This is a genomic window from Pseudomonas sp. YuFO20 (genome assembly GCF_035064975.1).
In the GTDB taxonomy this organism is placed as follows: Bacteria; Pseudomonadota; Gammaproteobacteria; order Pseudomonadales; family Pseudomonadaceae; genus Aquipseudomonas; species Aquipseudomonas putida_AE.
On sequence record NZ_JAXDEO010000036.1, the window covers coordinates 49,322 to 75,574 of the forward strand.

Annotated in this window: 27 protein-coding genes and 2 pseudogenes; 12 read left to right on the forward strand and 17 right to left on the reverse strand. The window is 62.2% G+C overall.

Going from position 1 to position 26,253, the window contains the following annotated elements; translation table 11 throughout:
• Window positions 1–2 precede the first annotated feature (2 nt).
• Together serS and cysG are read left to right on the forward strand one after the other, a co-directional pair.
• On the forward strand, window positions 3–1,283 hold the full coding sequence (gene serS / locus SOP85_RS20185; RefSeq protein WP_274074771.1) for a serine--tRNA ligase: 1,281 nt from the start codon (window positions 3–5) through the stop codon (window positions 1,281–1,283).
• The gene (cysG, locus tag SOP85_RS20190; protein WP_323628018.1) at window positions 1,284–2,678 is read left to right on the forward strand and encodes a siroheme synthase CysG; all 1,395 of its coding nucleotides are present in this window, start codon (window positions 1,284–1,286) and stop codon (window positions 2,676–2,678) included. It begins immediately after the preceding gene.
• 123 nt (window positions 2,679–2,801) lie between these two features.
• On the opposite strand, the gene SOP85_RS20195 is transcribed toward cysG, so the two are convergent.
• From SOP85_RS20195 to SOP85_RS20235, 9 genes are all read right to left on the reverse strand, one after another.
• Entirely contained in the window at window positions 2,802–3,803 is a 1,002-nt protein-coding gene (locus SOP85_RS20195) for a glutathione S-transferase family protein (protein WP_323628019.1), read from the reverse strand.
• Between the two features lie 90 nt (window positions 3,804–3,893).
• A complete protein-coding gene (locus tag SOP85_RS20200) occupies window positions 3,894–4,895 on the reverse strand; it encodes a glycosyl transferase family protein (RefSeq protein ID WP_323628020.1) in 1,002 nt (333 codons plus the stop codon).
• The gene (locus SOP85_RS20205; RefSeq protein WP_323628022.1) at window positions 4,892–5,227 is read right to left on the reverse strand and encodes a TusE/DsrC/DsvC family sulfur relay protein; all 336 of its coding nucleotides are present in this window, start codon (window positions 5,225–5,227) and stop codon (window positions 4,892–4,894) included. The genes SOP85_RS20200 and SOP85_RS20205 overlap by 4 nt, the downstream gene beginning before the upstream one ends.
• Window positions 5,224–5,517 (reverse strand): sulfurtransferase complex subunit TusB, encoded by a 294-nt coding sequence (gene tusB / locus SOP85_RS20210; protein ID WP_323628023.1) that lies wholly within the window; start codon window positions 5,515–5,517, stop codon window positions 5,224–5,226. Before tusB ends, SOP85_RS20205 begins: the two co-directional genes overlap by 4 nt.
• Window positions 5,517–5,879 carry a sulfurtransferase complex subunit TusC gene (tusC, locus tag SOP85_RS20215; protein WP_274074777.1) on the reverse strand — a complete coding sequence of 121 codons (363 nt, stop codon included), beginning with the start codon at window positions 5,877–5,879 and terminating at the stop codon, window positions 5,517–5,519. Before tusC ends, tusB begins: the two co-directional genes overlap by 1 nt.
• A 1-nt stretch (window position 5,880) precedes the next feature.
• Window positions 5,881–6,273, reverse strand: a complete 393-nt coding sequence (gene tusD / locus SOP85_RS20220; RefSeq protein WP_274074802.1) for a sulfurtransferase complex subunit TusD — start codon at window positions 6,271–6,273, stop codon at window positions 5,881–5,883.
• Window positions 6,274–6,469: 196 nt separating this feature from the next.
• Window positions 6,470–7,174, reverse strand: coding sequence for a YoaK family protein (locus SOP85_RS20225; protein ID WP_274074778.1), 705 nt, complete (start codon window positions 7,172–7,174; stop codon window positions 6,470–6,472).
• Between the two features lie 25 nt (window positions 7,175–7,199).
• Window positions 7,200–7,529: a DUF6388 family protein gene (locus SOP85_RS20230; protein ID WP_323628024.1), complete on the reverse strand. Its 330-nt coding sequence runs from the start codon at window positions 7,527–7,529 to the stop codon at window positions 7,200–7,202.
• A gap of 20 nt (window positions 7,530–7,549) precedes the next feature.
• Window positions 7,550–7,798: a hypothetical protein gene (locus SOP85_RS20235; RefSeq protein WP_034146936.1), complete on the reverse strand. Its 249-nt coding sequence runs from the start codon at window positions 7,796–7,798 to the stop codon at window positions 7,550–7,552.
• 148 nt (window positions 7,799–7,946) lie between these two features.
• Between SOP85_RS20235 and SOP85_RS20240 the strand changes: the two genes are divergently transcribed.
• Window positions 7,947–8,297: a hypothetical protein gene (locus SOP85_RS20240; RefSeq protein WP_046817189.1), complete on the forward strand. Its 351-nt coding sequence runs from the start codon at window positions 7,947–7,949 to the stop codon at window positions 8,295–8,297.
• Between the two features lie 125 nt (window positions 8,298–8,422).
• Here SOP85_RS20240 and SOP85_RS20245 read toward each other — a convergent pair whose 3' ends face one another.
• The gene (locus tag SOP85_RS20245) at window positions 8,423–8,848 is read right to left on the reverse strand and encodes a GNAT family N-acetyltransferase (RefSeq protein WP_274074780.1); all 426 of its coding nucleotides are present in this window, start codon (window positions 8,846–8,848) and stop codon (window positions 8,423–8,425) included.
• Window positions 8,849–8,993: 145 nt separating this feature from the next.
• Here SOP85_RS20245 and SOP85_RS20250 point away from each other — a divergent pair, with 145 nt between their 5' ends.
• Window positions 8,994–9,431: a hemerythrin domain-containing protein gene (locus tag SOP85_RS20250; protein ID WP_274074781.1), complete on the forward strand. Its 438-nt coding sequence runs from the start codon at window positions 8,994–8,996 to the stop codon at window positions 9,429–9,431.
• A gap of 15 nt (window positions 9,432–9,446) precedes the next feature.
• Here SOP85_RS20250 and SOP85_RS20255 read toward each other — a convergent pair whose 3' ends face one another.
• On the reverse strand, window positions 9,447–9,947 hold the full coding sequence (locus SOP85_RS20255) for a methylated-DNA--[protein]-cysteine S-methyltransferase (RefSeq protein WP_274074782.1): 501 nt from the start codon (window positions 9,945–9,947) through the stop codon (window positions 9,447–9,449).
• 137 nt (window positions 9,948–10,084) lie between these two features.
• Here SOP85_RS20255 and ggt point away from each other — a divergent pair.
• Window positions 10,085–11,814: pseudogene (gene ggt, locus SOP85_RS20260) on the forward strand (gamma-glutamyltransferase).
• A gap of 68 nt (window positions 11,815–11,882) precedes the next feature.
• Complete coding sequence (locus SOP85_RS20265) at window positions 11,883–12,416, forward strand: cysteine hydrolase family protein (protein ID WP_323628025.1); 534 nt, start codon at window positions 11,883–11,885, stop codon at window positions 12,414–12,416.
• Window positions 12,417–12,555: 139 nt separating this feature from the next.
• Here the strand turns inward: SOP85_RS20265 and SOP85_RS20270 are convergent, their stop codons facing one another.
• Entirely contained in the window at window positions 12,556–13,458 is a 903-nt protein-coding gene (locus SOP85_RS20270; protein WP_323628026.1) for a LysR family transcriptional regulator, read from the reverse strand.
• A gap of 199 nt (window positions 13,459–13,657) precedes the next feature.
• On the opposite strand from SOP85_RS20270, the gene SOP85_RS20275 reads away from it, so the two are divergent.
• The 6 genes from SOP85_RS20275 (at window position 13,658) to SOP85_RS20300 (ending at window position 21,854) form a co-directional block, all read left to right on the forward strand.
• Window positions 13,658–15,157 carry a purine-cytosine permease family protein gene (locus SOP85_RS20275; RefSeq protein WP_274074786.1) on the forward strand — a complete coding sequence of 500 codons (1,500 nt, stop codon included), beginning with the start codon at window positions 13,658–13,660 and terminating at the stop codon, window positions 15,155–15,157.
• On the forward strand, window positions 15,154–15,999 hold the full coding sequence (locus SOP85_RS20280) for a nitrilase family protein (RefSeq protein WP_323628027.1): 846 nt from the start codon (window positions 15,154–15,156) through the stop codon (window positions 15,997–15,999). Before SOP85_RS20275 ends, SOP85_RS20280 begins: the two co-directional genes overlap by 4 nt.
• A 76-nt stretch (window positions 16,000–16,075) precedes the next feature.
• Window positions 16,076–17,059, forward strand: coding sequence for a helix-turn-helix transcriptional regulator (locus tag SOP85_RS20285; RefSeq protein ID WP_323628028.1), 984 nt, complete (start codon window positions 16,076–16,078; stop codon window positions 17,057–17,059).
• Window positions 17,060–17,207: 148 nt separating this feature from the next.
• Window positions 17,208–19,055 carry an amidohydrolase gene (locus SOP85_RS20290; protein ID WP_323628029.1) on the forward strand — a complete coding sequence of 616 codons (1,848 nt, stop codon included), beginning with the start codon at window positions 17,208–17,210 and terminating at the stop codon, window positions 19,053–19,055.
• A gap of 147 nt (window positions 19,056–19,202) precedes the next feature.
• Complete coding sequence (locus SOP85_RS20295) at window positions 19,203–20,609, forward strand: purine-cytosine permease family protein (protein WP_323628030.1); 1,407 nt, start codon at window positions 19,203–19,205, stop codon at window positions 20,607–20,609.
• Between the two features lie 141 nt (window positions 20,610–20,750).
• Window positions 20,751–21,854, forward strand: coding sequence for a sterol desaturase family protein (locus tag SOP85_RS20300; RefSeq protein ID WP_323628031.1), 1,104 nt, complete (start codon window positions 20,751–20,753; stop codon window positions 21,852–21,854).
• On the opposite strand, the gene SOP85_RS20305 is transcribed toward SOP85_RS20300, so the two are convergent.
• The 5 genes and pseudogenes from SOP85_RS20305 to SOP85_RS20325 all read right to left on the reverse strand — a co-directional run.
• Complete coding sequence (locus SOP85_RS20305; RefSeq protein ID WP_274074792.1) at window positions 21,757–22,479, reverse strand: L,D-transpeptidase family protein; 723 nt, start codon at window positions 22,477–22,479, stop codon at window positions 21,757–21,759. The genes SOP85_RS20300 and SOP85_RS20305 overlap by 98 nt on opposite strands.
• The gene (locus SOP85_RS20310) at window positions 22,476–23,237 is read right to left on the reverse strand and encodes a M15 family metallopeptidase (protein WP_323628032.1); all 762 of its coding nucleotides are present in this window, start codon (window positions 23,235–23,237) and stop codon (window positions 22,476–22,478) included. The genes SOP85_RS20305 and SOP85_RS20310 overlap by 4 nt, the downstream gene beginning before the upstream one ends.
• 38 nt (window positions 23,238–23,275) lie before the next feature.
• The gene (gene lipA, locus SOP85_RS20315) at window positions 23,276–24,232 is read right to left on the reverse strand and encodes a lipoyl synthase (RefSeq protein ID WP_323628034.1); all 957 of its coding nucleotides are present in this window, start codon (window positions 24,230–24,232) and stop codon (window positions 23,276–23,278) included.
• Between the two features lie 142 nt (window positions 24,233–24,374).
• Window positions 24,375–25,631 (reverse strand): serine hydroxymethyltransferase, encoded by a 1,257-nt coding sequence (glyA, locus tag SOP85_RS20320; protein WP_323628036.1) that lies wholly within the window; start codon window positions 25,629–25,631, stop codon window positions 24,375–24,377.
• A 135-nt stretch (window positions 25,632–25,766) separates the two neighbouring features.
• Window positions 25,767–26,253: pseudogene (locus SOP85_RS20325) on the reverse strand (glycine dehydrogenase (aminomethyl-transferring)); the annotation flags it as partial.

The following is a 26,253-nucleotide window of genomic DNA, read 5'->3' on the forward strand; positions in this document are numbered from 1 at the left end:
ACATGCTCGATTCCAAACTGTTACGTAGCAACCTTCAGGACGTAGCGGACCGCCTGGCATCCCGTGGCTTTGCCCTGGATGTCGCGCGCATCGAAGCGCTGGAAGAACAGCGCAAGACCGTCCAGACCCGCACCGAAGCACTGCAGGCTGAACGTAACGCGCGCTCCAAATCCATCGGTCAGGCCAAGCAACGCGGCGAAGACATCGCGCCGTTGATGGCGGACGTCGAGCGCATGGCGGGCGAGTTGAGTGCCGGTAAAACCGAGCTGGACGCGATCCAGACCGAACTGGACGCCATCGTGCTCGGCATTCCCAACCTGCCGCATGAGTCGGTGCCGATCGGCGAAGACGAAGACGGCAACGTCGAAGTCCGCCGCTGGGGCACGCCGACCGCGTTCGACTTCCCGGTGCAGGACCACGTCGCCCTGGGCGAAAAATTCGGCTGGCTGGACTTCGAGACCGCCGCCAAGCTGTCCGGCGCGCGCTTTGCGTTGCTGCGCGGCCCGATCGCCCGCCTGCACCGCGCCCTGGCGCAGTTCATGATCAACCTGCACGTCACCGAGCACGGCTACGAAGAGGCCTATACGCCTTATCTGGTCCAGGCTCCGGCACTGCAAGGTACCGGTCAACTGCCGAAATTCGAAGAAGACCTGTTCAAGATCGCCCGCGAAGGCGAAGCCGACCTGTACCTGATCCCGACCGCCGAAGTGTCGCTGACCAACATCGTCGCCGGCGAAATCGTCGATTCGAAACTGCTGCCGATCAAGTTCGTCGCGCACACGCCGTGCTTCCGCAGTGAAGCCGGTGCATCGGGTCGCGATACCCGCGGCATGATCCGCCAGCATCAGTTCGACAAGGTCGAGATGGTACAGATCGTCGAGCCGTCGACCTCCATGGAAGCGCTGGAAGGCCTGACCGCCAACGCCGAGAAAGTCCTGCAGCTGCTGGAATTGCCTTATCGCACCATTGCCCTGTGCACTGGCGACATGGGCTTCAGCGCGGTCAAGACCTACGACCTGGAAGTGTGGATTCCAAGCCAGGACAAATACCGCGAAATCTCGTCGTGCTCCAACTGCGGCGACTTCCAGGCCCGTCGTATGCAAGCGCGTTTCCGCAACCCGGAAACCGGCAAGCCGGAACTGGTACACACCCTGAACGGTTCCGGCCTGGCGGTCGGTCGTACCCTGGTGGCGGTGCTGGAGAACTACCAGCAGGCCGACGGTTCGATCCGTATTCCTGAGGTACTCAAGCCGTACATGGGTGGCCTCGAGGTCATCGGCTAAATGAACTATCTGCCGCTGTTCCATAACCTTCGCGGCAGTCGTGTGTTGGTCGTCGGTGGGGGGGAAATTGCCTTGCGCAAATCCCGCCTGCTGGCCGATGCCGGTGCGCTGCTGCGGGTGGTCGCACCTGAGATCGAAACGCAGCTGCGCGAGCTGGTCAGCGCCCACGGTGGCGAGTGCCTCACGCGCGGTTACGTCGAGGCGGACCTGGACGGTTGCGTGCTGATCATTGCCGCCACCGACGACGAAGCGCTGAACGCGCAAGTCTCAAAGGATGCCCATCGGCGTTGCGTGCCGGTCAACGTGGTGGATGCGCCGGCCTTGTGCAGCGTGATCTTCCCGGCGATCGTCGACCGTTCGCCGTTGATCATTGCCGTGTCCAGTGGTGGCGATGCGCCGGTACTGGCGCGATTGATCCGCGCCAAGATCGAAACCTGGATTCCTTCCACCTACGGTCAGCTGGCTGGCCTGGCGGCGCGGTTCCGTCATCAGGTGAAAAAGCTGTTCCCGGATGTGCAGCAGCGTCGCGCGTTCTGGGAAGACGTCTTCCAGGGCCCGATTGCCGACCGGCAACTGGCCGGGCAGGGCGGTGAAGCCGAGCGTTTGCTGCAGGCGAAAATCGAAGGTGAAGCGCCAGTGGCGACCGGTGAGGTCTATCTGGTGGGCGCAGGGCCAGGTGATCCCGACCTGCTGACGTTCAAGGCCTTGCGCCTGATGCAGCAAGCCGATGTGGTGCTCTACGACCGCCTGGTGGCGCCGACGATTCTCGAGCTGTGCCGTCGCGATGCCGAGCGCGTCTACGTCGGCAAGCGCCGCGCCGATCACGCCGTGCCCCAGGACCAGATCAACCAGCAATTGGTCGACCTGGCGAAACAGGGCAAGCGCGTGGTGCGGTTGAAGGGTGGCGATCCGTTCATCTTCGGCCGTGGTGGCGAGGAGATCGAGGAACTGGCGGCTCATGGCATCCCGTTCCAGGTGGTACCAGGCATCACGGCGGCCAGCGGTTGCGCGGCCTATGCCGGGATACCGCTGACCCATCGCGATTACGCGCAGTCGGTGCGGTTCATCACTGGTCACCTGAAGGACGGTTCCAGCGATCTGCCTTGGGCCGACCTGGTCGCGCCGGCGCAAACCCTGGTGTTCTACATGGGGTTGGTGGGCTTGCCGAGCATCTGCGAGCAGTTGATCAAGCATGGTCGCGGGGCGGATACCCCGGCGGCGTTGATCCAGCAGGGCACCACGGTCAATCAGCGGGTGTTTACCGGCACGTTGGCGGACCTGCCACGGCTGGTGGCGGAACATGAAGTGCACGCGCCGACATTGGTGATCGTGGGGGAAGTGGTGCAACTGCGCGAGAAACTGGCTTGGTTTGAAGGGGCTCAGTCACAAGTCTGAGCACCGAGTCGCCTCCATTCGCGAGCAAGCCCGCTCCCACATTCAATCGCATTCTTCAGTTAGAACTCGGTTAAATGTGGGAGCGGGCTTGCTCGCGAAGAGGCCCTCAAACCTTTATCAATCTCAGGCCTTGCGCCAAACTCCTTTCCCGCTCAACCGCTCCCGGTCATGTCCCGCGGTGAAATCCTGCTGCGGCCCCTTCGGCACGATCCCCGTCGGATTGATGGTCTTGTGGCTGCCATAGTAGTGATTCTTGATGTGTTCAAAACTCACCGTCTCGGCAATCCCCGGCCACTGGTAAAACTCCCTTAGCCAGTTCGACAGGTTCGGATAATCCGCGATCCGCCGCAGGTTGCACTTGAAGTGCCCGTAATACACCGCATCGAAACGAATCAGCGTGGTGAACAGACGGATGTCCGCTTCGGTCAGGTACTCACCGGCCAGGTAACGGTTGGCGCCCAGCAACTGCTCCAGTCGATCCAGCTCGGCAAACAATTCATCGAAGGCCTCTTCATAAGCGCTCTGCGACGTGGCAAACCCGGCGCGGTACACGCCGTTGTTCACAGCCGAATAGATCCGCTCGTTCAGCGCATCGATTTCACCGCGCAGCGCAGCCGGATAGAAATCCAGGTCATTGCCGGTCAATTCATCGAAGGCGCCGTTGAACATGCGGATGATTTCCGCCGATTCATTGTTGACGATGCGCTTCTGCTGGTTGTCCCACAGCACAGGCACGGTGACGCGGCCGGTGTAGTCGGCGGTGTCGGCGGTGTAGCGCTGGTGCATGAAGTCGAAGTGATCGAGCTTGTCGCCGGTGGAGCCGTGGGACTTGTCGAAGGTCCAGCCGTTTTCCAGCATCAAGAAGCTGACCACTGATACATCGATCAGGCTTTCGAGGCCCTTGAGTTTGCGCAGGATCAGCGTGCGATGCGCCCACGGACAAGCGAGGGATACGTAGAGGTGATAGCGGCCAGCCTCGGCAGCAAAGCCACCGACACCACTTGGGCCGGGTTGGCCGTCAGCCGTGACCCAGTTGCGACGCTGCGCCTGTTCACGCTGGAACGCGCCGTCCTTGCTGCTTTCGTACCATTTGTCCTGCCAGCGACCTTCAACTAACAAACCCATGTCCGAGACTCCTCAACCGATAAGCGTTGGAGAAGAGTCTAGGCTGTTAGGTTCGATAAAAAAGCGCAAAGCTTGAAGGGTTATGATCGATTAAATCGATTTGTCCCGCGCATCCCAGTATTGCTGTGCGGTCTCGAACGCTTGCTCGCGGCTCTGGCCCAGGCCGCGCAACGCCAGGGCCATGGTCGAGATCAGGGCCATTTGCGGGTAACTGTCGACGACATCGCCGCGCCATACCGCCTTCAAATGCGCAGGTTCCAGGCTGGCGGGTTTGACGTGGCGCTGACTCGACAGTTGCGGCCATTCCTCATCCCAGCTCTCGCCACCGCGGGTGCCGTACAGGTGGCTGTCAGCGTCGGGGTTGATCTCGATCTCGCCGCCATCGCCCTTGACCACGATCGCCGTGTCGCCGAGCAGGCCGCTGGCATCGCGGTGCACCGCCTGGTAGCCGGGGTGGAAGATGCTTTGCAGGCCGCAACGGGCGCCTAGCGGGTTGAGGATTCGCGCCAGCGAGTGGATTGGCGAGCGCAGGCCGAGGGTGTTGCGCAGGTCGATCATGCGTTGCAGCTGCGGTGCCCAGTCCACCAACGGCATGAAGGCCAGGCCGCCGTTGTCCAGCGCCGTGCCGACCTGCTGCCAGTCGCGGCACAACGGGATGTTCAGCTCATCCAGCAATTGTTCGCTGTAGAGCCGACCCGCAGTGTGCGCGCCGCCGCCATGCATGAAGATGCGCACACCGTTCTGTGCCAGGCACTTGGCCGTCAGCAGATACCACGGCAGATGACGTTTCTTGCCGGCATAGGTCGGCCAATCCAGATCCACCGCCAGGGCCGGCGCCTGCAAGCGTTCACGCAGGGCTTCGGTGAAGCCGGCCATTTCCTGCGCGCTTTCTTCCTTGTGGCGCAACAGCATCAGGAACGCGCCGAGCTGGGTGTCCTCGACCTTGTCGTCAAGCACCATGCCCATGGCGGCGCGGGCTTCTTCACGCGTCAGGTCGCGGGCGCCACGCTTGCCTTTGCCGAGGATCCGCACGAATTGGGCGAACGGGTGCTCGGCGGGCGTTTCGAGGGTCAGCGCTGGGTAGTCGGTCATAGGCAATTCGTCGGTTTGGGCAGGCCCGCCAGTTTTGCGGCGAGTTTGGCAGGGGTGCCTTTGAACAGTCGGTTCAGGTGCAGGCTGTTGCCTTTGTCCGGGCCGAGTTTCAATGCGGTGTACTTGATCAGCGGCCGGGTGGCTGGCGACAGCTGGAATTCGGCGTAGAAGCTGCGCAGCAGGTCGAGGATCTCCCAGTGCTCGGGGCTCAACTCGATGTCTTCGGCGGCGGCCAGGGCACTGGCGACATCCGCCGACCAGTCGCTGAGATCCACAAGAAAACCGTCCTTGTCCAGCTCGATGGCGCGCGCGCCGACCGTCAATACATTCATAACCAGCTGTTGACCTTGTCATGGTGGATCGACAGTTCGACGAAGGCCGGGTAATCCACAGCCGTTGCCCAATCTGGCACATCGATAGCCCGGGTTTGGGCATCTTCGGTCAACACGTAGAGTGTCAGGCCGCGGGCATTCAGCGCCGTAAAAGGTGCGGTGCCGGGCTGCAGGGCATAGGCCGCGTCGCCGCACAGCAGCAGCGAGTCGTTGCTACCGATCAGGCGCAGGCAACTGTTCAGGCGGTCGTCGCCGAACGGGGAATGAGACAACACATGCAAAGTCGACATCAGAGGGTGATCACCTGGTCGTAACGGTCAATGAGCGCAGTGATTTCGTCGGCGGCCAACACGCGGGCTTCCGCAAGCGACAAGGCGCCAGGGTCCAGGCCGCGTTCGGCAACGCTGTCGGCACAGACAAACAGTTCTTCGACGCCGAACATCGGCAAGGCCTGCAGGTTGGCGCTCAAGTCTTTCTGTTGCAGGGCCCTGGCGTCCTGTTTCGCGGCGAGCTGGAACACGCCGTCGTCGAGAAACAGCAGGCCGATCGGCAAATCGAAGGCACCGCCCGCCAGCACGATGTCCAGCGCTTCCCGCGCGCCCGGACCGGACCAGGGCGATTGGCGGCTGATGATCAGCAAGGATTTGGCCATCTCACGCACCTCCGAAGCAGATCAGGCGGTCGGCGTCCTGCACCGCATCGTGCAACTGGCCGAGCCCGGACAATTCCCACGGCGCGCCGACGGCGACAGCTTCGCGCTGATAGCGTTTGGCTTCTTCTTCGTTCAACACCCCACGGCGCAGGGCGGCGGCGATGCACACCACGCCATCCAATTGGTGTTCGCTGACGAAGGCGCGCCATTGCTTGGGCAAGTCCAGCTCGTCCTGGGGCGTGACCACGCTGGCGGACGCGTTGTAGACGCCATCCTGGTAGAAAAACAGCCGGACAATCTCATGCCCACCGGCCAGCACAGCCTGGGCGAACAGCAAGGCGCGCCGCGAGGAGGGCGCATGGGCGGCGGAAAATACGGCGATGGCGAACTTCATGGCGGACTCGATCAGCGAAACTGCGGCCATGATAAAGCTTTATCGGCGCAGGGGCTAAATCGATGTCGCCTGTGCGGGCCTCATCGCTGGCAAGCCAGCTCCTACAGGAAATGCGTCGGTCACAAAATTGCAGATCGCCACAGATCAACTGTAGGAGCTGGCTTGCCAGCGAAGGGGCCCGCACAGGCAACAACAATCAACGGGGCATATACCCCAACTGCCAACGCCGCGGAATCTTCAACGACAACAGCCCCAGCGCCGCCGCCAGCAAGCCGCTGGCAAACAACGCCTTGAGCCCGAAATGATGTTCCAGCACCGCACCGAGCACCGCACCGGCAAACATGCCGGTCCAGGGGATCAATTGCACCCTCCATCCATTGCGGCGCTCGCCGAGCATCCAGCGCCCCAGCCCACGGCCGAAGCGCGACAGGGCGCCGGTGACATAGGTCAGGCCGACCGGCAGGCCGTTGACCTCCTCCACGGCAGCATTGAGCATGCCCATGGCGATGATCGCCGCCAGCAGGGCGGGCAGTTGATTGTCGTAGGGCCAGGCCGCCGCGGCGCACAGCAGGGCGGCAATGCACAACAGCAAGGGCAGTGACCGGCGCCGGCCCAGGCGGCTGACGATAATGCCCAGCGCATTGCCGACAATGAAGGTGGCGATGAGGATCACCAGGCGCAGGGTCAACCCCAGGTCGCCGGCACTGATGGCCACCGCCATTCGCGTGGTGTTGCCGCTCATGAACGAGACGAAGTCGCCGCTGGCCATGAAACCGATCGCGTCGGTCATGCCGGCCAGCACCGAGAGCATGGCCACCAGGCTCATGCCGATTCGTCCGCGCCATTTCTGCGTGTGCAGGTGTCCGGGGCTGGCGTGGGTCCTGGAGGCGGAAGGCAGCATTGGCGGTGACGTCCTCGAGCGGTGGTCAGGGGGTTATCCCGTACAGGTCGCAATACTCCAGCCAGTCCATGCCGGCCATTTCCGCGACTTCCTTGTGCACTTCCAGGCGTTGGGCCTGGTATTCCTCTGGTGTGGCGGCGGTCAAAAGCAGCGTCAGCTCCCAGGCAAACAAACCCTGTTGTTCGGCTTCGGCCTCAAAGGCCTCATGCAGGCGTTCATCGCGAAACTGCGCGAGGGTTTCGCCCTTGGCCTGGGCCAGCAGCGGGTTGAGGTTGTCGAGCTCGACGCGCAGGTCGGGATGCTCGTCGAGAAACCTGTTCAGGGCCTGTTCGTGTTGCTGCTCGGATGCCGCCATGGTCACTCCTTGGGAACGGATTATGAAGACTGTTTCTTGCTGGCCTTGGCCGCTGCCGCCAGGCACTCGAGGGCGAACTGCTCGGTATAGGTCATCTGGATCGGCGTGGTTTCGCCCTTGACGGTTCTTTCGCCGTCGAGGATGTACCGAATGCGCTTGTCGGTGACGCCGATTCGCTTGGCGATCCAGGAAGGTGTCTGACCGATCTGGCTGATCAATTTGTCGGCGTATTCAGTGGTCGGTTTGTAGAATTCGGCATTGGGTGTCATGGGGCTTCCAGTGAAAAGTGCAATACAGCGCTATTGGCGCGACAGGGTGCGCGAATCGTCAGGCGCTGTCGCGGTATAAATGAAGTAAAGCAGAACGATACGCAGTGCCACGGTGATACAGTCCGCTTTTTCCTGATGAGTGAATGCAATGCGAATTCTGATGGTGGCGCTGGCCGTTACCTTGCTGGCGGGATGCGCGAGCTCGGCGATGAACGACGCTCGTACCAAGGCCCCGTACAAGACCCTCAACTCGGACAAGCCGGCCAAGGACGTCGCCCAGTGCGTGCAGTTTTCCTGGCAGGACGAAGCGGTGTTCGGTGTCGATGCTGCCGCGTACCTGGAACCGGGAGAGAAGGGCAGCACCACCGTGTACACCCGCTCGGCGGAGTCTTTTGTCGACGTGACCACCGATGCCTCGGGCACGGTGTTGAGTTATTACGCGCAGCAGGATGATTTTGTCGCCAAGCGGCGGTTGGCGGCGTTGGCCACCTGCCTTTAAGGTCAATGCAATTCCCCATGTGGGAGCGGGCTTGCTCGCGAAGCCGGTGGGTCAGTCAGCATCGATGTTGAATGAAAAACCGCTTTCGCGAGCAAGCCCGCTCCCACAGGGTTTTTGTGTTGTGGTCAGTAGCTCAGGCGCTTCTGGAAGAAGAAGTGCTTGTACCCCGGCGGGTAGTCGGCGATGTGCCCGATCTCGCTATAGCCGCATTTTTTGTAGAACTCCGGCGCCTGGAATTCAAAGGTGTCGAGCCACAGTCCTACGCACTTCCTCTCCCGCGCCAGTTCTTCGGCCATCTGCATCAGCCGGGTGCCCATGCCCTGTCCCCGGGCCTGTTCCGGTACCGACAGCAGGTCGATGAACATCCACTGGTAAAACAACCGGGCATAGAGGCCGCCGAGGATCGCATCGTTATCGTCGCGCACCAGCAGGGCGATGTGCTCGGGTACCGCGCCGTCGGCCTTCGAGGCGTTGTAGGCGCGCAGCGGCAGCAGGATGGCCTGGCGCTCTTCTTCCGTGGGGGTGGGCGAAAACTCTATTCGCAGGTTCATGGCTATATCCTTATGGCAGTGAACCGGCAGCCTATCGTGGTCCCTGTCATTGTTCCAGCACCCTCAGCCAGTGGAACCCTCGCCAATACGCAGATGTCATTTACTGTGACGCGCCATTCCAGAGTGCGACCGATGAGGACATTCCGTGAATATTTTCGAAGCCTTGCGCGAAAGCCACGAGCGCCAGCGTACCTACGCCAAAGCCTTGATCCGCACCAGCGGCGATACCCCTGAACGCGTCGAGGCGTACAAGCAGCTCAAGTCAGAACTGCAGGCTCACGAAACCGCCGAAGAGCGGCATTTCTACATCCCGTTGATGGAGTTCGACAACGGCGTCGACTTGAGCCGCCACGCGATCGCCGAGCACCACGAGATGGATGAAATGATGGAAGAACTGGACAGTACAGAGATGTCCAGCCCGTCCTGGCTCGCGACCGCGAAGAAGCTGTCGGAAAAGGTTCATCACCATCTCGAGGAAGAGGAGCAGAAGTTCTTCCAGATGGCCGGCAAGTTGCTTGACGACAAGCAGAAAGAGTCGCTGGCGGGCCAATACGAGAAGGAATACCAGGCGCAGCTTGCGTGAGGTAAACCCGACAAATCAAAACCCGGGCAGGCGAGGTGTTCGGCTTTCCAGGCTGAGCAACGTCTGCTTCGCCTCCAGCCCCCCGGCGAACCCGGTCAGTTTCCCCGACGCGCCAATCACCCGGTGACAGGGCGCGATGATCGAAATCGGATTCCTCCCATTCGCCGCGCCCACTGCCCGCACCGCGCTCGGGTTGCCTATCTGCGTGGCGATCTGGCTGTAGCTGCGGGTCTCGCCAAAGGGGATGGTCAACAAGGCCATCCAGACCTTCTTCTGAAAGTCCGTCCCGACGAAATCAAGCTCCAGCTCGAAAGACTGGCGCGTGCCCGCGAAGTATTCGCGCAGTTGTTGCGCGGTGCGTTGCAGGAGCGGGTTGTCCGGCGCTTCACTCATCGGCCCCAGGCGCACCCGGCCCGGTTTGTCGTTTTCCCAGAGGATGGCCGCCAGACGTGAACCGTTCGCCACCAGCTTCAACTCGCCGACCGGTGACGCCAGGGTGATGCAGGTGTAGGTCATGTCGCAAGCATCGCCGAATTGTTGAACAGGCGTTAAGGATACTGCTTCACCGAGGAGGCGCAATACGCAATCGCGACCATACTTGCCTACGGCTTTTGATGCGTTTTCCTACTTAAATAAGAAGAAGAGACCGACTCATGAAGTACGAACCTTTTGCCAAATCGCTGATTGCGACCTCATTGGCGCTCAGCTGCCTGATGGCCCATGCGGCCTCCGTGGCCCCGGTCGCCGCCGAAAACGGCATGGTGGTCACCGCCCAGCACCTGGCCAGCCATGTGGGCGTGGATGTGCTGAAGAACGGTGGCAACGCGGTCGACGCCGCCGTTGCGGTGGGTTACGCGTTGGCGGTGGTCTATCCCGCGGCGGGTAACCTGGGGGGTGGTGGTTTCATGACCATCCAGCTGGCGGACGGGCGCAAGACGTTCCTCGACTTCCGTGAAAAAGCCCCGCTGGCCGCCACCGCCGACATGTACCTGGACAAAGAGGGCAACGTCATCCCCGACCTGAGCACCCGCGGTCACCTGGCCGTCGGCGTGCCGGGCACCGTGTCCGGCATGGAACTGGCGCTCTCCAAATACGGCACCAAACCGCGCAAGGAAGTGATCGCCCCGGCCATCAAGCTCGCCGAAGACGGTTTCGAGTTGGAGCAGGGTGACGTCGAGTTGCTGGAGTACGCCACCGACGTGTTCAAGAAGGACATCAAGGATTCCGGCGCGATCTTCCTGAGCAATGGCGAGCCGATGCAGGTCGGGCAGAAAAACTGGTGCAGAAAGACCTCGGCAAGACCCTGCGGGAGATCTCCGAGAAAGGCGCCGATGGCTTCTACAAGGGCTGGGTGGCCGACGCCATCGTCACCTCCAGCCAGGCCAACAAGGGCATCATCACCCAGGCCGACCTCGACAAGTACAAGACCCGCGAACTGGCGCCCATCGAGTGCGACTACCGCGGCTACCATGTGGTCTCGGCACCGCCACCGAGCTCCGGCGGAGTGGTGATCTGCCAGATCATGAACATCCTCGAAGGCTATCCGATGAAGGACCTGGGCTACCACTCGGCCCAGGGCATGCATTACCAGATCGAAGCGATGCGCCACGCCTATGTGGACCGCAACAGCTACCTGGGCGACCCGGACTTCGTGAAAAACCCGATCGCGCATCTGCTCGACAAAAACTACGCGACCAAGCTGCGTGAAGCGATCAGTCCGCAGAAGGCCGGGGTGTCCAAGGACCTCAAGCCTGGCGTAGCCCCCCATGAAGGCAGCAACACCACCCATTACTCCATCGTCGACAAATGGGGCAACGCGGTGTCGGTGACCTACACCCTCAACGACTGGTTCGGTGCCGGGGTCATGGCGAGCAAGACCGGGGTCATCCTCAACGATGAAATGGACGACTTCACCTCGAAGATCGGCGTACCCAACATGTACGGCCTGGTGCAGGGCGAGGCCAACGCCATCGCACCCGGCAAGGCGCCGCTGTCGTCCATGAGCCCGACCATCGTCACCAAGGACGGCAAAGTGGTAATGGTGGTCGGCACCCCCGGTGGCAGCCGTATCATCACCGCGACCTTGCTGACCATGCTCAACGTCATCGACTACGGCATGAACATCCAGGAAGCGGTCGATGCACCGCGTTTCCACCAGCAATGGCTGCCGGAGGAAACCAACCTGGAGACCTTCACCACCAGCCCGGACACGGTGAAGATCCTCGAAAGCTGGGGCCACAAGTTTGCCGGTCCCCAGGATGCCAACCACCTGGCGGCGATCCTGGTGGGCGCGCCGTCGCTGGAGGGCAAGCCGGTGGGCAAGAACCGTTTCTACGGGGCCAACGATCCACGGCGTAATACCGGGTTGTCGCTCGGCTACTGAGGCTTGTGTTTGGAGGGGGACGGACTTATGTTCGTCCCTGATCCACTGACTTCTTCAAGGAAGGAACCATGACCACTGCACTGCTGATCATCGATGTACAGCAAGCCTTGTGCGCAGGCGAGTACGAGTGTTTTCAGATCTCGCGTGTCATCACCACCATCAACGAACTCTCTGCCCGGGCGCGAAAGGCCGGCGTGCCGGTGGTGTTCATCCAGCACGAGGAAAAGGGCAGTCCCTTTGCCCATGAGGCGGCGGGCTGGCAACTGGCCGAAGGGCTGGAAACTTCAGCGAAGGATGCGCGCGTACGCAAGACCACCCCGGATTCGTTCTACCAGACCAACCTGCAGAAGCTGTTGCCGATCGATGACTTCGAACGCCTGGTCATCTGCGGTTTGCAAACCGATTATTGCGTCAATGCCACGGTGCGCCAGGCGTTGAAACTGGGCTACGACGTGGTGCTGGCGGCGGACGCGCACTCCACGGTCGACAACGGCAACCTCAGCGCCGAAGACATCATTGCCGAGCACAACAAGGACCTGGCGCACCTGACCGGTTCGGTGGCACGGATCGACGTGGTTCCGGCCAAGGACATCCATTTCTAAACCAGCGCATCCCCCCTGTAGGAGCGAGCTTGCTCGCGATGGTCGTCAACGAAAACACGGGGTGCCTGGCACCCCGCGGCGTTCCGATTGTTTTCGCGAGCAAGCTCGCTCCTGCAAGGGACTGCAGGTTGCGCCGTTCTCAGGCCGCGCCGAAGATATCGATCAACTCGTTCAGGAACGCACTGACCAGATCCCGCTGCCGCGCCGAATGCCGCACAGCCGCGTGGAATCCGACTTCATAGCGCAGCAACTGCGGATTGAGTGGATGCAACTGCCCCAGCTGTTCGTGCCGGGCCGCATAATGCTGGGGCAGGAAACCCAGGTGCTGGCCGGACAGGATCAGCAGGGCGGCCCCGTCCATGCTGTCGGTGAGCACGGTCAAGCGTTCGATCGAGGTGGGCGCCGGCATTTCCGGCAAGGGGTGGCTCGGCCAGACCCAGTCATGCTGGCTGACATCCTCGCGGGTCAGCGCACCCACCTGCCCGAACAGCGGGTGCGACGGCGCGCAGTAGGCGATCTGGGTTTCCTGGAACAACGGGAAGTAGTCGATATTGGGCAAGCGATGCCAAAAGTAACCGATCGCCAGGTCGATATGGCCGTTGATGATTTTTTCTTCCAGCAGCGACGACGACAGCTCGGTGAAGTGAAAATACAAACCCTCGTGCCGCGCCCTTAGCCGCGCAATGGCCAAACCGATTTTGGTGTTCGCCACCGGGTCGATCTGCCCCAGCAGGCCGACGTTGATGTTGCCCGAGATCTTGCGGTTGATGTGCTGGACCTCGACCCGAAAGCCCTCGGCGGCGGCCAGTAACCGTCGCGCCGCCTCGACGAACTGAGCGCCCTTGGGCGTTACGGAAAATCCGCCGCGACCGCGTTCGCACAGGCGAAAACCCACCCGTGCCTCCAGCGTCGCCAACTGCGCGCTGATGGTCGGTTGGGTGGTGTTGAGGGCGGTTTGCGCCGCCGAAATCCCGCCGGCCTCGACCACCGTGAGAAATACCCGGATCAGGCGCAGATCCAGCTCCGTTACAGTTCCCAGCATGGGGGCTCCCGAGACTCGATTACATTGACGCCGATCTATGTGAACAGTGCGCCTTGGATATTTTATGGCTGCGGCCAACGCCATACATTGCAGGGAAACCAGGGCCATCGTCAGCTTTTTCTGGAGTTTCACCTGTTCCGGACGTCGAATCGACCGCTGCGCTCAAAACAAAAACAATCAACTGCATAGGAATCATCGTATGTCAGGGTCCCCAGTTTCCGCGCACGCCGCCGAGGCGAATGGCGGGTTGGCCATCGAAGGCCACTCGATCGATTACATCCCGGAAAACGAGCGCCATGCCAAGCTCAGCAGCCAGGGGCCTTTCTGGTTCCTCGGCAACTTCCATTTTTTCACCATCTCCATCGGTTTTGTCGGCCCCAGCCTGGGTTTGTCGGCGCTATGGACCATGCTCGCCGGCGCGCTGGGCATCATGTTCGGCACCATCTTCATGGCCTTCCACGGCTCGCAAGGACCGGAAATGGGCCTGCCGCAGATGATCCAGTCCCGCGCCCAGTTCGGCTATCGCGGGGTGATCCTGGCGTTGCTGGCGACAATGTTCGTGTTCGTCGGCTTCAATGTGGTCAACGTCTCGCTGATCATGAACGGGCTGCAGCACGTGTTCGGCATTGACCCGACCATCGTCGCCGTGGCCGTGGTGCTGATCGGTGCGCTGCTGTCGATCTACGGCCACGACCTGATGCACAAGGCCTTCAAGTGGGCGCTGCTGGCGACCCTGCCGTTGTATGCCCTGGTGACCATCGCCCTGATGTTCGGCGCCGGTTCCGAAGGTGTCACCCCGGCCACCGACCTGGGTTTCAGCTGGATCGCCTTCGCCACCCTGTTTGCCATTGGCGCCAGCTACAACATTTCCTACGCGCCCTACGTGTCCGACTATTCCCGCTACCTGCCGAAAAACACCAGCCGGCCGAAACTGATCGCGGCGGTGTTCATCGGCGCGTCGCTGTCGGGCAGCTGGATGATCGGCCTCGGCGCCTGGCTCGCCCAGGAACTGAAAGCGGTGGACGCCCTGGTGGCGTTGAACCAGGTGGGCTCTTCGATGATTCCCGGGCTGGGCAATCTGTTGGTGGTGGTGTCGGTGGCGGGCTTCCTGCCGATCATTGCGCTGAACACCTACAGCGCCATGCTGACGCTGCTGACCGGTGTCGATTCGATCAGGAAAATCACCCCGACCCCGCGCGCCCGGGTGCTGTCGATCAGCGCCATCAGCATCATCCTGTTGACCTGCGTGCTGTCGATCAAAGGTGACGGTATCGCGCTGCTCAACACCTTCCTCGTGTTGCTGTTGTATTTCCTCGTGCCCTGGACCGCCGTCAACCTGGTGGACTATTTCTTCGTGCGCAAAGGCCGCTACGCAATCCCGCATTTTTTCACGCCGAAGGGCATCTACGGCGCCTGGCAATTTCGCGGCATCGTTGCGTACCTGATCGGCTTTGCCGCCATGGTGCCGTTCTTCTACATCTTCGATGCGGCGGCCGGCAAGGAAGTGTTCGTCGGTCCGCTGGCGCGCATGCTCGAAGGCGTCGACATTGCCTGGCTGGTGGGCCTACTGGTGTCGGGCCTGACGTATTACCTGCTCAGCCGCTCGCTGGATCTGGCCGCCGAGCGCCGCGTCATCGACGCGATCAGCGAAAACGACATTATCGCCATGGCCCATTCATCTGCGGAGTCGGTGCGTTGAACACTGCACGAAATACCCTGGTCGCCTGCTGCCAATTGGCACCCAGGATCGGTGACCTTGCCTACAACCGCACGCTCACCGAGCGCGCCATCCGCTCGGCGGCCCTGCAGGGTGCCCAGGTCGTGGTGTTGCCGGAGCTGGTGCAGAGCGGCTACCTGTTTGCCGACCGCACAGAAGCCCTGGCCCTGGCGGAAACCGCCGAAGGTCCGACCTTGCGCCTGTGGCAGGCCATCGCCCGTGAATTGAACATCGTCATCGTCGGCGGATTCTGTGAGCGCCTGGCCGGCGATGAACTGGCCAACAGTGCGGCACTGATCGATGCCCAGGGCGTGCGCGCGGTGTATCGCAAGGTGCACCTGTGGGATGCGGAAAAGGCCATCTTCAGTGCTGGCGATGCCGCGCCGCCGGTAATCGAAACGGTCCACGGGCGTATCGGCATGCTGATCTGCTATGACCTGGAGTTCCCCGAATGGGTGCGCCTGCCGGCGCTGGCCGGTGCCGACCTGCTGTGCGCGCCGGTCAACTGGCCTGACGGCCCACGACCGCAGACCGAGCGCGCGGCAGAGGTCTTGCGCGTGCAGGCCAATGCCTCGGTCAACCGCATGTTCATTGCCGCCTGTGACCGCCATGGCTTTGAGCGCGGGGTGAGTTGGGTGCAGGGTTCGGTGATCGTCGACGCCGACGGTTATCCGTTGGCCGGGCCGGCGGAGCAGGGCGGCGAACAGATTCTGCTGGCCACCCTGAACCTGGCCGAGGCGCGCAACAAGCGCATCAGCGAGGGCAACGACCTGCACCGGGACCGGCGGCCGTCGTTGTATGGTTTGAGCAGCGTGGTGCAATGAATCGCCCGGTGGACGCCATCGTGGCGCCTGTGGCATGGTCCCGGCGACAAACCATGCAGCGAACAGGATCGGCACGATGGAGCAGGGTAATCAGGGTGGCAACACCCTGCAGGCGTTCAACCGTTGCGTGTTGCACCTGGGGCGTCTGGCACGCGAGCGTGGCGCTGCCGAATTCATCGCCGACGGCTTGCAGGCGTTCCGTCAACTGGTTCCATTCGCTTCGGCTTGGTGGGGCGAGATGTCCACCTCGGTCGCCAGCGCACCGCCGCAAAGCTGGATGCACGGGCGCATCGACCTGCCTGACTCGTTTGCCGGCGAATGGCAACAGAACGCCGGCAGCGACAGATTCTCCCATGACACCTTGAGCCGTCCCGGCGAGGTCATCCGCGACAGCGGCTTCAACGACCCCAACGCCGAAGTGGATGCATTCGCCCGGCGCCATGATCTCTATCACCTGATGTGCATCACCTTCGAGCTGCCGGAAAGCGGCTTGATGTTTTTCGTCTGCCTCTACCGTGGCGCCGATGCAATGGCCTTCAGCGACAGCGAGGCCGATCTGTTTTCCGCGTTCTGCGACCACCTGTTGCAGCTGTGGCGATTCCAGGTGCAGGACATGATCCGCGTCGACACCGGCAATGGCGCCAGCGATTTCGGGGTCGCGCGGCGCGACGGTGGCCTGCTCTACATCGGCGCCGGTTTGTGCGCGGTCATTCAACGCGAGTTGCCGGGGTGGAGCGGCTCGACGCTGCCCGCCGAGGTCATCGCCCACCTGCCGAAAGCGCCCTGCGTCATGCGCCTGGGCCGCTCGGCACTGACCCTCAGCCCGAACGCCGAGCACGTCATTCTGTCGCTGGAAACCCAGCCACGCGGTGCGGTACTTGCACCTCGGGAGCGGACGGTGGCGATGTTGTTCGCGGCGGGTCATTCCTACAAGGAGATCGCCAAAATCCTCTCCCTCAGCCCGGCGACAGTGCGGACTTACCTGCGCAATTGCTACTTGCAGTTGGGCGTGAAGAGCAAGGTCGAATTGGGCTCGGTATTGCGCACACCCCGGGTTTAACCGCAACGCCGGTTTTTTTGCCTTACCCCTCCTCATTTGCAGAGGTCCATCCGACCGCCGTGCTCGATAGGGTATGCCCTGCATATCAAGGGCTTGCGCGGCAGTCTGGCAGGGCCCTTCAAAAACTATAAAAACAGAGGTGAGGCCATTGAAATTCTCCGGGCTATTTATCGCCGTTGCCGGTGCGACGGTCGTGTCCTGCGTGGCGCTCGTGGGGTGCCAGACCCAGGGTTCGACCAGTGCCGACATGGTCATGCGCAACGGTTACGTGTACACCGTCGACGGCAAGGATTCGGTGCAGCAGGCGGTTGCCGTCAAGGACGGGAAGATCCTGTATGTCGGCAGCGATGAGGGCGCTGCTTCTTACATCGGCACCCAGACGCAAGTGATCGATCTGGCCGGGCGCATGCTGATGCCGGGTTTCATCGATGCGCACATGCATCCGGGGGACGGCGGTCGCGCCATGACCTTGTGCGATCTGAAGTACCAGACGATGACCCGCAAGGTGTTCCAGGAAACCATCCAGGCTTGTCTGGATGCGGACAAGGACAAGGGCGACGACGTCTGGCTCGAAGTCGGCAGTTGGGATCGCATGGGCATGACCGGCCTCGACGGCGATGCCGACAAATCGACCCTCGATGCGCTCAAGACCCGGCGCCCGATCCAGGTGCGCTCCACCGAGTTCCATACCGTGCTGGTCAACTCCCGCGGCCTCGCGGTGGCGGGCATCGACAAGCGCACGGCCAACCCCGGCGATGGCAAGTACGTGCGCGACAGTGCCGGCAATCCGACCGGTATCTGCGAGGACGGCGCGGCGGATGCCATGGCCGCCGTGGTTCCGCCGGCCACCGACGCCGAGAAGCTGATGCAAAGCCGCGCCGCGCTCGACGCCATGCGCCAGCAGGGCATAACCAGTTTCTTCGATGCCATGTCGGGACCGGAGAACGCCAAGGCATTCACCACCCTCGCGCAGTCCGGCGAACTCACCGCCCGGGCCTTGCTGGCGATCAAGCTGGACCCGGCCGCCGCCACTGCAGACCCGGATAAAACCATCGCCGAGGCCAAGGCCCTGGCCAGCACCTACGACCAGGGGGAAACCAAGGTCGCGCCGGGCGTGAGCATGCGTCACGTCAAGTTGTTCATGGACGGCATCATCAACGCACCGGCCGACACCGGGGCGATGTTGACGCCGTACCTGCACAACGCCGGCACCGAAAAGGCACCGAAATGGGCGCCGGGCAAGAACCGTGGCGAGCTGTATTTCCCGCCCCAGGTTCTCAATCCGCTGCTGCTCAAGGCCGTTCAGGCCGGTCTCGATCCGCACCTGCACGCCACCGGCGACCGCGCGGTACGCGACTCGCTCAACGGCATCGCCTACGTGCGCCAGCAATTGCCCGGCAACCCGTTCCGCCCGGCCATCACCCACGCCGAGTCGGTGGACCCGGCCGATTACGGGCGCTTCAAGGCGCTGGACGTGACCGCCAACATGTCGTTCCAGTGGGCGCAGCAGGCACCGTCAACGGTGGACGGGACCAATGAGCATCTGGGCGCCGAGCGGTTTTCCCGCATGGAACCCTCGGGCAGCATCGCCCGCGCTGGTGGCCGGGTGGCGTATGGCAGCGACTGGCCGGTGGACCCGCTGGACGAGTTCCTCGCGTTGAAGATCGGTGTCACCCGCGCGGGCGATCCACAGAATCCGCACAGCTATGGTCCGAAATACGCGGGCAGGCTCAACGATGACCCGTCGCTGTCCCGTGCCGAGGTGCTGCGCACCATCACCCTGAATGCGGCCGAGCAACTCAGGCTGGAAAAAGTGACGGGCTCGGTCGAGGTGGGCAAGTTTGCCGACCTGATCGTCCTGGACAAGAACTTCATGCAGGTGCCTGAGGACGAGTTGGGGCGCAATCAGGTGTTGCTGACGCTGGTGGGCGGCAAGGTGGTGTGGGCGAAGGCACCGTTTGTGGGGCAGGTGGCCATGACCGAACAACAAAAATAAACGCATTCCCCCTGTGGGAGCGGGCTTGCTCGCGAATGCGGTGTGTCAGGTGGCATTAATGTTGACTGTTACATCGCCTTCGCGAGCAAGCCCGCTCCCACATTTGAATTGCGTGCATGCCTTCTATTTTCGCAGAGAACAACAATAATGACCGATAGTCAGCAACGAAGTCCCCTGATCGAGACCCGCTCGATCGATTACATCCCCGAGGCCGAGCGCCACGGCAGTCTCTATAGCCAGTTCACCCTGTGGCTCGGCGCCAACCTGCAGATCACCGCGATCGTCACCGGGGCGTTGGCCGTGGTGTTGGGCGGTGATGTGTTCTGGTCACTCATCGGCCTGCTGATCGGCCAAATACTGGGCGGCGCCGTGGTGGCGCTACACGCCGCCCAAGGGCCGAAGCTCGGGTTGCCGCAGATGATTTCCAGCCGCGTGCAGTTCGGGGTGTACGGCGCGGCGATCCCGATTGTGCTGGTGTGCCTGATGTACCTTGGCTTCAGCGCCACCGGTGCGGTGTTGTCGGGGCAGGCGATTGCCCAGTTGATCAGCGTCAGCGACAGTGCCGGCATCCTGATTTTCGCCGCCTGCATCGCACTGCTGACGATGTTCGGTTACCGGGTGATCCACCTGGTCGGGCGGGTGGCCAGCGTGTTGGGCGTGATCGCGTTCGTCTATCTGTTCAGCCGCTTGATCAGCCTCAACGACATCGGCCTGTTGCTGGAAAACCGCCACTTCAGCTGGAGCACCTTCCTGCTCGCGGTGTCGCTGTCGGCTTCCTGGCAGATCGCCTTTGGCCCGTACGTGGCGGACTATTCGCGCTACCTGCCGAGCAACACCTCATCCTGGAAAACCTTCGCCGCCGTCGGCCTCGGCACCGTGCTGGGCGCCCAGGCGTCGATGGTGTTGGGCGTATTTGCCGCGGCGTTGGCGGGGGCGAACTTTCGCGGGCATGAAGTGGCGACCATCGTCGGCCTGGGCAGTACCGGGGTGATGGCTTCCCTGCTGTACCTGAGCGTTGTGTTCGGCAAGGTCACGGTGTCGACCCTCAATGCCTATGGCAGCTTCATGTGCGTGGCCACCATCATCAGCGGCTTTCGCCGTCGCCTGGAAATCAGCACCGGCCAGCGCATGCTGTTCGTGCTGGTTATCGTCGCGGCGTCCACCACCCTCGCACTGCTGGGCCAGTACTCGTTCCTCAATTCGTTCAAGTACTTCATCCTGTTCCTGCTGACGTTCTTCACCCCTTGGAGCGCGATCAACCTGGTGGATTACTACTTCATCAACAAGGAGCGTTATGACATCCCGGCATTGTCCGACCCGGCAGGACGCTATGGTCGCTGGAACATGCCGGGCATCAGCGTGTACGTGATCGGCGTGTTGATCCAGCTGCCTTTCGTCGACACCCATTTCTATTCCGGACCGATGGTCGCGCAACTTGGCGGCGTGGATATTTCCTGGATCGTCGGCCTGGTGGTGCCGGGAATCCTGTATTTCCTGATGGCCAAGACCTCGACAGGGATTGTGCCAGTTGCCGAAATTCAAAGACCTGAATAAGATACATCCGCAATAACATTCTGTAGGAGCCGGCTTGCCGGCGAAGGCGCTCTCAAGGTCGTCATCGCCGGCAAGCCGTGCTCCAGCAATAGCGTTTTTCGAACCTACCCAACGCTCTACTTGCGCAGGGGGCAGCCTTTCATGGATGTTCTCGCACCGATCGAGCAGTACCTGCACCGGTGGCTTATCGCGCCTGTCAGCGACCAGTTCCTCGGGCTCTTCGACCTCAATGGTCGTCTCTGTGTGGCCTTCCTTTTCACCTCCTACGCCGTGGCCTACGGCTTGTTCCGCTGGCGCAGATCCCGCGGGCTGACCGACGCTCCCACCTTCTGGAAGTTCATCGGCGGCAACCGCGTGCATTTTCATCCATCGGCGCTGCTCGATTACCGTTACTACTTCGTGCGCGCCATCCTCAAAGTCCTGCTGGTGGTGCCCATCGTCGGCCTGGTCGATCCGTACGTATTGCGCTCCGGGGACTACATGCGCTTTTTCACCCGGCTGTGGGGCGCACGGGTGCAGGTCGAGGAGCACCTGGCCCTGTCCTTGCTCTATGGCCTGGGCGTGTTCCTGCTGCAGGACTTCATCCATTACTGGGCCCACCGCGCTTACCACTCGCGCTACCTGTGGGCGTTTCACAAAGTTCATCATTCGGCGACCGTGCTGGTACCGGTGACGGCGAGCCGGGTGCATTTCCTCGAGAAGGTGGTCGAGCGCTTGATCGATCTCGTGTTCGTCAGCGCCTTTGCCGGCATCTTCTGGTACGCCTGCGGCGGGGAGATCAGCCGTTACACGCTGTTCGGCGTGACCTACATGGTGTTCATCCTCAACGCCCTGGCAGCCAATCTGCGCCACAGCCATGTCTGGCTGTCCTTCGGGCCGCGGGTCGAGCACGTGCTGAACAGCCCGGCCCAGCACCAGATTCACCACAGCGACGCACCGCGACATTTCAACAAGAACTTCGGGGTCAACCTGTCACTCTGGGACTGGATGTTCGGCACGCTGTACGTCACCCAGGCGCAACCGGAGCCCATCCGCTTCGGCACCGGCGAGGCGGATCATGGCCGTTACTTGAGCCTGTACAGCCTGATCGTCACGCCCTTTGTCGACACGCTGGGCAAGATCCGCCTGGCCAGGCGCCCGCTGGGGGTCAGCGCGGTGGCAGGTGCCAGCGTTCCCGCAACTGCTCGTACTGCGCCTCGGGCAATTGCACCAGCAGCGGAGCCTGGCGCGGGTCGAGCCAACTGAGCAGGCGAGCGATATCCGTCGGGTCCATCGCGGTGCAACCCCGGGTCGGTGCCGTGGGGCCACGCCAGATATGGAAGAAGATGCACGAGCCGGCCGCCGGGGATGCCGGTGTGTTGTGCTCGATGAAGATGCCCTGGCGATACAAGTCATCCTTGCGGCGCATGCGTTCGGCGCTGTTCCAGTCTTTTGTAATCGTGGCGCCGTCGACCAGTTCGTTGTAACGCGTGGACTGACTGTCATCCACGCATTCGATGGTCGAGGTCAGTGCGAGGTAGGGCAGGCGAGTGTCAGCTGAAGCGTCGTAACCAAAAGCGCTGCCCAGTTTGAACATCCCGGCAGGTGCCTTTCCATCGCCTTCCTGTTTCACCGGCCCCTGAAGTGGCCGGGTGTCGAGCAGTCCCTTGCCCCAGCCCATGCCGTGTTTGCCGAGAACCACCGCAAACGGCGCTTCGACCTTTTCGAAGGTGCTGCCGCGGCGTTCATACCGTTGGGCGATGCCCTGGATGGCATTCCAGTTGTTGCTGGTGACCACGATCAACTGACCACTGCCATCGAGCCCTTGCGCCATCGCGGCACAGGGTAGCAGCAGGAGCAGCCACGCGCAGATTTTGCCAAGCCTGTTCATGGCGCGAGCGGGGTAATGGGGAAGTCCATGACGGTCTTCAACGACGCATCACGGGTATAGGTGAAGTGCCACCACTCGGCGGAGTAACCGGTAAACCCTTCCTGCTCCATGGCGCGGGTCAGTCGCTGGCGATTTTCCATGGCCGCCTCCGTGATCGACGTCGAATCGGTATGGGCGCGCTCATCGAAGCAATCGAAACCGGTGCCCATGTCGACCGCGCCGTCGTGCCAACGCTGATTATAAGGCGCGGTGCAATCGACTGGTGTGGCTGACGGCGTCCAGGTGTCGGCGGGCAGGGCGCCCGGCCCCGTCATGCTGAGGTCGACGGTGCCGCCTTTGGAGTGGTTGGACACCCGCGCCACATAACCCAGGCGCCAGAAGTCCTGCTTGTCCACCCGTGGATAGAATTCGGCCTTGCGCGGATCGCCCGGATCCGTGGCGAAGCGCCCCATGTCGGCGACCGCGCGGCTGGGGCGATAACAATCGAACACCTTCAAGCCATAGCCTTGCGCCTGCAGCGCCGTTTGCACCCGGCCGAGGGCCTCGGCGGCCTCCTGGGACAACAGGCACTCGGGCGCTTCATAGCCGTCGAGCGGGTGACCGGTGAAATTGTGGGCGCTGGCATAACGGATGTCCTGCTCGATGCCCGGGGCGATGGTGCGCAAATACACCATGTGCTCGGACTTCGGTTCGGCACCGGCGAGGCACGGCAGGGCAAGACTTAAAAACAAAAGCGATGATCGAGCGGCAAAGGGCATCGGGCGGGGTCTCCTGAAATCCATGACAAGTCACCTCATCATGGCTTGAAAGCCGCCACACCTCCATGAAGTTGTTGATCGGCATGATAGGACGAACGCACCAATGGCCCGGACGCGACGTTCTTGAAGCCCATCTGCGCGCCTTCCTCGGCGAACCAGGCAAACACGTCCGGGTGCACGAAACGCTGCACCGGCAAGTGGCTGCGCGACGGTTGCAGGTACTGGCCGAGGGTGAGCATGTCGACATGGTGCTCGCGCAGGCGCTGCATGACTTCGATCACTTCCTCGTCGGTTTCCCCAAGACCCAGCATCAGCCCGGATTTGGTGGGGACGTGCGGCACCCGCTGCTTGAAGTTTTGCAGCAGGTCCAGCGACCACTCGAAATCCGAGCCCGGCCGCGCGGCCTTGTACAGGCGCGGCACGGTTTCCAGGTTGTGGTTGAACACATCGGGCGGCTCAAGCGCCGTAATCGCCAGGGCCACGTCCATCCGTCCGCGATAGTCCGGCACCAGGGTTTCCAGCTGGATGCCCGGGGACAGCCTGCGGATCTCGCGCAGGCAGTCGACGAAGTGTTGGGCGCCACCGTCGCGCAAATCGTCGCGGTCCACCGAGGTGATCACCACGTATTTGAGGCGCAGTTCGGCGATGGCCACGGCGAGGTTGCCCGGTTCATCGACGTCCAGGGGTTTCGGACGCCCGTGGCCGACATCACAGAACGGGCAGCGCCGGGTGCAGATGTCGCCCATGATCATGAAGGTCGCGGTGCCCCCGGAAAAACACTCGCCCAGGTTCGGGCACGAGGCTTCCTCGCAGACACTGTGCAGCTTGTGTTTGCGCAGCAGTTGCTTGATCCGGTCGACCTCGGGGGAGGTCGGCATGCGCACGCGGATCCAGTCCGGTTTGCGCGGGAATTCATCGGTGGGAATGATCTTGACCGGAATCCGCGCGACCTTTTCCGCACCGCGCAGTTTGGTGCCCACTTGCACTTTGTTCATAGGTTTCCCATGGTCTGTCAGACAAGAACCGGACCTGTAGGAGCTGGCTTGCCAGCGAAAGCGGTCGAACGATCAACATCTATGTTGAATTTGCCGACGTCTTCGCTGGCAAGCCAGCTCCTACAGGTTTTGTGGTGTGTGCTTAGTCGCGGTAGACCGGGAAATCGCTGCACATCGCAGCGGCCTGACGGGCGACCTGAGCCTCGACATCGGCATCGCCGAGGTGATCGAGGATGTCGCAGATCCAGCCGGCCAGCTCGATGCTCTGGGCTTCCTTGAACCCGCGGCTGGTGATCGCCGGCGTACCGATGCGCAGGCCCGAGGTCACGAACGGCGACTGCGGATCGTTGGGCACGGCGTTCTTGTTCACGGTGATGCCGGCACGGCCCAGGGCGGCGTCGGCGTCCTTGCCGGTCAGGCCCTGGCGGATCAGGCTGACCAGGAACAGGTGGTTGTCGGTGCCACCGGACACCACGTCATAACCGCGTTCGATAAACACCTGCGCCATGGCCTGGGCGTTGCGGACCACTTGCGCCTGATAGGTCTTGAACGCCGGCTCCAGCGCTTCCTTGAAGCACACGGCCTTGGCGGCGATCACGTGCATCAGCGGGCCGCCCTGGCCACCGGGGAATACGGCGGCGTTGAGTTTTTTCTCAAGTTCCGCATTGGCCCTGGCCAGGATCAGCCCACCCCGCGGACCGCGCAGGGTCTTGTGGGTCGTGGTGGTGACCACGTCGGCATAGGGCAGCGGGTTGGGGTACAGACCGGTGGCCACCAGCCCGGCGACGTGGGCCATGTCGACGAACAGATAGGCGCCAACTTTGTCGGCGATCTCGCGAAAGCGCGGGAAGTCGAGAGTCTTGGAGTAAGCGGAGAACCCGGCGATGATCATTTTCGGTTGATGCTCGACGGCCAGGCGCTCGACTTCGTCGTAGTCGATCAACCCGGTCGCGGTGTCGATACCGTATTGCACGGCGTTGTAGAGCTTGCCGGAAAAACTCACCTTGGCGCCGTGGGTCAGGTGACCACCGTGGGCCAGGCTCATGCCCAGCACGGTGTCACCGGCCTGCAGCAACGCCAGGTAAACCGCGGCGTTGGCCTGGCTGCCTGAGTGCGGCTGGACGTTGGCGTAGTCGGCGCCGAACAGCTGTTTGGCGCGGTCGATGGCCAGTTGTTCGACCACGTCGACGTGTTCGCAGCCGCCGTAATAGCGCTTGCCCGGATAGCCTTCGGCGTACTTGTTGGTCAGGCCGCTGCCTTGTGCCTCCATGACCCGTTGGCTGGTGTAGTTCTCCGAGGCGATCAGCTCGATGTGGTGTTCCTGGCGCGCATCTTCGGCATTCATCGCTGCGAGCAGTTGGTCGTCGTAGCCTTTGATCTGGTCGTGCTTGCTGAACATGGTGAAGGTCCTCTGTTGTTCTCGAAAGGGGGGGGGCGCACACACCTTGTAGGAGCTGGCTTGCCAGCGAAGGGGCCATCAAGGCCGCCAGAAGCTTCGCTGGCAAGCCAGCTCCTACAGGGGTTACGCGCAGGGTTATGCGTCTTGGTAGTCGGCGATGGATGGGCACGCGCAGATCAGGTTGCGGTCGCCGAAGACGTTGTCGACTCGGCCTACGGGCGGCCAGTATTTGCTGTCGATCAAGGTGTCCAGCGGATAAACAGCCTGCTCACGGCTGTACGGATGCGACCACTCGCCGACCAATTCCGCCGCGGTGTGCGGGGCGTTCTTCAGCGGGTTGTCGTCCTTGTCCAGCGTGCCGTTTTCCACTGTGCGGATTTCTTCGCGGATGCGGATCATGGCGTCGCAGAAGCGGTCCAGTTCTTCCCTGGATTCGCTTTCGGTCGGCTCGATCATCAGCGTGCCGGCCACCGGGAAGGACATGGTCGGGGCGTGGAAGCCGAAGTCGATCAGGCGCTTGGCGACGTCATCGACGCTGATGCCGCTGCTGTCTTTCAATGGGCGCAGGTCGAGGATGCATTCATGCGCGACCAGGCCGTTGCTGCCGGTGTAGAGCACTGGG